The organism is Streptosporangium sp. NPDC000563 (assembly GCF_040299985.1).
Classification (GTDB): Bacteria; Actinomycetota; Actinomycetes; order Streptosporangiales; family Streptosporangiaceae; genus Streptosporangium.
This window is the reverse complement of sequence record NZ_JBEPDA010000010.1, coordinates 249,229-255,332: the sequence shown is the minus strand read 5'-3', so window position 1 is coordinate 255,332 and position 6,104 is coordinate 249,229. Positions and strand designations below refer to the sequence as shown.

Here is a 6,104-nt window from a genome sequence, read left to right as displayed (position 1 = left end):
CACCACCAACCGCGAACCCCCACACCGCTCATCGGCCAACCACCCCTGCACCAACCCCAGAACACCAACCGCCAAAGCACGCACCGCCCCCACCATCGCGCCCGCCTGATCCGAGACCGCCTCGGTCACCACCGCGTCCGGCACCGGCCCCGCCACCAGCGAGGACAGATCCTCATGAGCCGGAATCGCCTGCCCGGCCACCCGCCATGCCTCGGCGAAACCCAGCACGTCCGGGCCGAGCACCGCCACCGGTGACACCTCACCCGAAGAGGGCTCCGCCACCGGCGTCCACTCCACCCCGAACAGCGCCTCCCGCTCGACTCCCCCGCTCTGGAAGGCCGAGCCAAGCCGGTCGGACGGGATCGGGCGCAGCACCAGTGAGCGCACCGACAGCACCGGCTCCCCGACCGCGTCCACCGCGCTCAACGACACCTCGTCCTCACCCGTCCACGCCAACCGCACCCGCAGCACCGACGCCCCACCCGCGTGCAGACACACCCCACCCCACGAGAACGGCAACCGCACACCCTCCGGATCTCCCGCCCCCGCGAAAGCCACCGCGTGCAACGCCGCGTCCAGCAACGCCGGATGCACCCCGTAGCCACCCGCATCGGCGACCCGATCAGGCAACACCACCTCGGCGAACAGCGCACCGTCCACCCCCCGCCACGCCGCCCGCACCCCCTGGAACACCGGCCCGTAATTCAACCCGCTGCCGGCCAGCCGCTCGTACAACCCACCCAACTCGACCACCGACGCACCCCTCGGCGGCCACACCCCACCCTCGAAAGCCTCGAACTCCTCCCCGGCCCGGCCACCGGCCGCCGCACCGTTACTTCCCGCGCCGATCCCCCCACCGGCCAGCACACCACTCGCGTGCCGTACCCAGGCGTCGTGTTCACCGGCCCCCGCAGGCCGAGCATGAACACTCACCTCACGCCGACCCACCCCGTCCGCAGCCCCCACCCGCACCTGCACCGCCACCGCATCGTCCTCACCCAGCACCAACGGCGCCACCAACGTCAACTCCTCGACCAGGTCACACCCGACCTCATCCCCCGCCCGCACCACCAACTCCAAAAACCCCGTACCCGGAAAAATCACCATCCCGCCCACCACATGATCCGCCAACCACGGATGCGACCCCAACGAGACACGACCCGTCAACAACGCCTCATCACTGTCGGCCAACCCCATGACCGCACCCAGCAGCGGATGCCGGGCAGCCGTCAGGCCGAGCCCTCGGGCATCCCCGGTCGAGGTCGGGTTCGGCCAGTACCGCTCGCGCTGGAAGGCGTACGTCGGCACCTCCACCCGGCGGGCGCCGGGGAAAACCGCCTGCCAGTCCACCGGCACCCCACGCACGTGCAGGGCCGTCAGCGCCGACATGACCGCCGTTCGCTCGTCGCGCCCCCCGCGCAGTACCGGCACCAGCACCGCGTCCGTCTCCCCTTCGGGGTCCGTGGCGCGCAGGGGCGAATCCGGCGTCGAGTCGGTGTCACGCGGGTCCGGACTCGCTGCGAGGGTGTCGGAGGCCATCGCGGTGAGCACCCCGTCGGGGCCCAGCTCCAGATACGCCCGCACACCCTGGCCGTGCAGGGTGCGCACGCCGTCGGCGAAGCGAACCGCGCCACGCACCTGCTCCACCCAGTACTCCGGCGAGCACAACCGCTCCGCCGTCGCCGACTCCCCCGTCAACGTCGACACGATCGGGATCTCCGGCGGGCTGAAGGAGAGCGACCCGGCCACCGCCCGGAACTCCTCCAGCATCGGATCCATCAACGGCGAATGGAACGCGTGCGACACCCGCAACCGCCTCGTCCGCACCCCCCGCTCCTCCAAGGCGGCGGCCACCTCAAGCACCGCCTCCTCCACCCCGGAGACCACCACCGAGGACGGACCGTTCACCGCCGCGACCGACACCTCACCCTCACGCCCGGCCAGCAGCTCGGCCACCTCCCCCTCGGAGGCCCGCACCGACACCATCGCCCCACCGGCAGGCAGCGCCTGCATCAACCGCGCCCGACCCGCCACCAACGCACACGCATCGGCCAGCGACAACACCCCCGCCACATGAGCCGCCACGATCTCCCCGACCGAGTGCCCGGCCAGCACGTTCGGCCGCACCCCCCACGAGGACACCAGCCGGAACAACGCGGTCTCCACCGCGAACAACGCCGGCTGCGCCCACCCCGTCCGATCCAGCAACCCCGCCTCCACCGACCCCGGCTCGGCGAACACCACCTCACGCAACGAGCCCTCAAGCAGCGGGTCCAGCTCCGCGACCACCTCGTCCAACGCCGCCGCGAACACCGGGAACCGGTCGTACAGCTCCCTGCCCATCCCGGCCCGCTGACTGCCCTGACCGGTGAACAACACCGCCAGCTTGGCCTGCCTGCCATGGCCCTTGATCACACCGGCGGCGCCGCCGTCCGCGAGCGACGTCAGCCCCGCTCGCAGTTCGGCGTGATCGGCGGCGAGGACCCCCGCTCGATGCTCGAACGCCGACCGCGTCGTGGCCAGCGAGAACGCCAGGTCGTCCAGCGACGTCTCGGGCGCACCGTCCACATGGGCGAGCAGGCGCGCGGCCTGGGCCCGCAGCGCCTCGTCGGTCCGGCCCGACAGCAGCACGGGCACCGCGCCCGCGGGTGTCCTGTCGGCCGCGGGCGCGTCCGTTTCAGACTCCGGCGCCTCCTCCAGCACCACGTGGGCGTTGGTGCCGCTCACCCCGAAGGAGGACACCCCCGCCCGGTGCGGCTGCCCGGTCTCGGGCCAGGACCGCTGCTCGGTCAGCAGTTCCAGCGTGCCCGCGGACCAGTCCACCCGCGACGAGGGGGCGTCGACGTGCAGTGTCTTCGGCAGCACCCCGTGCCGCATCGCGAGCACCATCTTGATCACACCGGCCACACCGGCGGCGGCCTGCGTGTGACCGATGTTCGACTTCACCGACCCCAGCAGCAGGGGTCGTTCCCTGTCCTCGCCGAACGTGGAGATCAACGCCTCGGTCTCGATCGGGTCGCCCAGCGTCGTACCGGTCCCGTGTCCCTCCACCACGTCGATGTCCGCCGCCGACAGCCGCGCGTTCGCCAGGGCATCACGGATCACCCGCTGCTGTGAGGGGCCGTTCGGCGCGGTCAGGCCGTTGGAGGCGCCGTCCTGGTTCACCGCGGAACCACGGATGACCGCGAGCACCCCGTGCCCGTTGCGCCGGGCGTCCGACAGCAGTTCCAGCACCAGCACGCCCACGCCCTCGGACCAGCCCGTGCCGTCGGCGCTGTCGGCGTACGCCCTGCACCGCCCGCTGGGCGACAGGCCGCCCTGGCGGTTGAACTCGATGAAGGTGCTGGGCGTCGACATGACCGTCACACCGCCCGCGAGCGCGAGGGTGCACTCGCCCGTCCGCAGCGAGTGCGCGGCCCAGTGCAACGCGACCAGCGAGGACGAGCAGGCCGTGTCCACCGTCACCGCCGGGCCGACCAGACCGAGCGTGTACGACAACCTGCCGGACATCACGCTGTTCGCCGTACCGGTGAGCCCGAAGGCGTCGATGTCGTGCGGCAGGGTGTCGCGGTAGTCGGGGGACATCGCGCCGATGAAGGCGCCCGTCTGGCTGCCCCGCAGCGCGATCGGGTCGATGCCCGCTCTCTCGACGGCCTCCCAGGTGGCTTCGAGCAGCAGCCTCTGCTGCGGATCCATGCCCAGCGCCTCCCGGGGGGAGATGCCGAAGAAGCCGGCGTCGAACTCCGCCGCGTCGCGCAGGAAACCACCGGACAGCGACGGCGGTACGGCGTCGCCGTACTCGTCGCGGAGCCGGTCGAGGTCCCAGCCGCGGTCGGCGGGCGGCTCGGATATCGGGTCGCCGCCCTCGGAGAGCAGCCGCCACAGGTCCTCGGGCGAGGCCACACCGCCCGGGTAGCGGCAGGTCATCCCGATGATCGCGATCGGCTGCTGGTTCTGTTCCTCAAGATCGTGGACGCGTTGACGGGTGCGCCGGAGATCGGTGGTCGCCCGCTTGAGGTATTCCCGGAGTTTCGCTTCGTTGTCCACAGCTCAACCCTTTTCAACGACCAGCACGAACTCGTCAACTCGCCGGGACCCGGATGCCTCGCAACCGAGTTCGGCGATCACAACACCACCGGACGGACCACACCGGCCGCGGTCGAGCCCACAGGCTCCGCCAACATCGGATCAGTCTCGGCTCCGCGCTCCCCGAAAATCATTAGTAACTCCGGCGCCGAGAGTGGGAAAAAGACCAGCGAGCCGGGCCGTACACTCGCGCAATGGCCGGTCAGCTGCACGTCACAGCAGAGTTGTCGGAGTACGTTCGGCGGATGTCGCTGCGGGAGGACGAGATCCTGCGTTCCCTGCGCGAGGAGACCGCCGCCCTGCCCGCGGGCAGGGCGATGCAGGTGATGGCCGAGGAGGGGCAGCTGTTGACGCTGCTCGCCCGGCTCGTCGGCGCGCGGACCGTGCTGGAGGTCGGCACCTTCACCGGTTACAGCACGTTGTGCCTGGCCCGCGCGGTCGCTCCCGAGGGGCGCGTCATCACCTGCGACATCACCGAGCGGTGGCCCCGTGTCGGAATGCCCCACTGGCGCCGGGCCGGTGTGCTCGACCGGATCGACCTGCGGATCGGCGACGCCTCGGACACCCTCGCCGCGCTCCTGCTCGACGAGGGGCCGGGCTCGGTGGACCTCGTGTTCATCGACGCGGACAAGCCCGGCTACCCGAAGTACTACGAGGCCGCCCTGCCACTGCTCAGGGAGAACGGGCTGATCGTGGTGGACAACACCCTGTTCTTCGGCAAGGTCGTCGACCCCGAGGCGCGGGACGCGGACACCGAGGCCATCCGCGGGTTCAACGCCCTCCTCGCGGAGGACCGCCGGGTGGACATCTCACTGCTGCCGATGGCGGACGGCATCACCCTGGTGCGCAAGCGGGGAGCGGCCGAACCGCCCTGCTAGACGACGGGTGAGGGGCTGCGCAGATCGAAGGGCCGGGTGCCTGACGAGTTCCCGAGGGTCCCGAGGGTCCCGAGGTCGCACGCGACGAGGGTCATGGTGGTGGGCGCGCCCTGCGGTGCCGGGACGAGGTGGAGTCGCTCCAGGCCGCTCACCCCGGAGGCGGGCAGCCTCCCGACGCACGGGCACCTCCCTTCGGTGAATCCGCTGAACCGGTAGGCGATCTCCATCATCCGGTTGCGGTCGGTGCGGCGGAAGTCGGCCACCAGGTGCGCGTCCGCGCGGGCGGCCTGGTCGATCAGCCAGCGCAGGATCACCGTGCCCGCGCCGAAGGACACGACCCGGCAGGAGGTGGCGAGCAGCTTCAGATGCCAGGTCTTGCGGCCCAGCTCCAGCAGGATGACCCCGACCGCCCCGTGCGGCCCGAAACGGTCGCTCAACGAGGTGACCAGGACGCGGTGCCCGGGGTCGTCGAGCAGCCGCTCCAGCGTCTCCCGCGAGTAGTGCACGCCGGTGGCGTTCATCTGGCTGGTGCGCAGGGTCAGCTCCTCGACGCGGGCGAGGTGTTCGGCCGTGGCGTGCTCGATGTGCATCACCAGGCCGAGCGAGCGGATGAACTCCTCGTCGGGACCGGTGAAGCCGGACTTCGCGGCCTGCCGGCGGAACCCCGCCTGGTACATCAGCCGTCGGCTTCTGGCGTCCTCGGTCACCGTCTCCGGGCTGAACTCCGGCAGACCGGCCAGCTCGGCGACGTGTTCGGCGGAGTAGCACCGTACGTCGGGAAGGTGGAACGTCACCTCGGCCCGTTCGGCGGCCTGGTCGTCGATGAACGCGATCGTGTCGAGGGCGAACCGCAGTTCCTCCGCGATCTGCCGGATCGAGTCGGACTTGGGCGACCAGCCGATGTGGGGCAGCACGAAGTACTCGGCGACGCCGAGCGCCTCGAGCTTCGCCCAGGCGTGGTCGTGGTCGTTCTTGCTCGCGACGGACTGCAGGATGCCCCGGGAGTCGAGCACCCGGATGAGTTCACGGATGGAGTCGGGCAGGCGGATCTCGTCGTTCTCCAGCAGGGTTCCCTGCCACAGCGTGTTGTCCAGGTCCCATACCAGGCATTTCACCACCGAGGTCTTGTCGGGCACCTGT

The 6,104-nt window shown here is 70.9% G+C and carries 3 protein-coding genes; 1 reads left to right on the top strand and 2 read right to left on the bottom strand.

Annotation, left to right across the window (positions count from 1 at the left end; translation table 11 throughout):
* A partial coding sequence (locus ABT352_RS23895; protein ID WP_350947121.1) for a type I polyketide synthase occupies positions 1–4,047 on the bottom strand: 4,047 nt, incomplete at its 3' end.
* 233 nt (positions 4,048–4,280) lie between these two features.
* Here ABT352_RS23895 and ABT352_RS23890 point away from each other — a divergent pair.
* Positions 4,281–4,964, top strand: coding sequence for an O-methyltransferase (locus ABT352_RS23890; RefSeq protein ID WP_350947120.1), 684 nt, complete (start codon positions 4,281–4,283; stop codon positions 4,962–4,964).
* On the opposite strand, the gene ABT352_RS23885 is transcribed toward ABT352_RS23890, so the two are convergent.
* Positions 4,961–6,100, bottom strand: a complete 1,140-nt coding sequence (locus ABT352_RS23885; protein WP_350947119.1) for an HAD-IIIC family phosphatase — start codon at positions 6,098–6,100, stop codon at positions 4,961–4,963. The genes ABT352_RS23890 and ABT352_RS23885 overlap by 4 nt on opposite strands.
* Positions 6,101–6,104: the final 4 nt, after the last annotated feature.